This is a genomic window from Psychrobacter sp. TB55-MNA-CIBAN-0194, assembly GCF_040309505.1.
In the GTDB taxonomy this organism is placed as follows: Bacteria; Pseudomonadota; Gammaproteobacteria; order Pseudomonadales; family Moraxellaceae; genus Psychrobacter; species Psychrobacter fozii.
Window position 1 is genome coordinate 1 of record NZ_JBEOOW010000313.1, and the last position, 270, is coordinate 270.

Below are 270 nucleotides of genomic sequence, written 5' to 3' on the forward strand. Positions count from 1 at the left end.
TTTGAGACGTGCGGCGTTAATTCTGACGGTTTTAAAGTAACGGCATTTCCGGCAGAAATGGCTCCAACTAATGGCGAAAGGGCCAATTGGAAAGGATAGTTCCAAGGGGCAATAATCAAAACACTTCCGTATGGTTCCTTAATGATCATACTTTTCGATCCGATATGGGTCAGAGGTGTTTTCGCGCGAGATGGTTTGGCCCATTTGTGAAGATGTTTGACGGTATGATTGATCTCTTCATATACCATGCCAATTTCTGTTGTATAGGCT

General features: G+C 43.3%; 1 protein-coding gene. It reads right to left on the bottom strand.

The features are described 5' to 3' along the window. Positions 1–270, bottom strand: a 270-nt coding sequence (locus tag AAEY75_RS15275) for an aldehyde dehydrogenase family protein (protein ID WP_352260059.1), incomplete at both ends; no start/stop codon positions are given.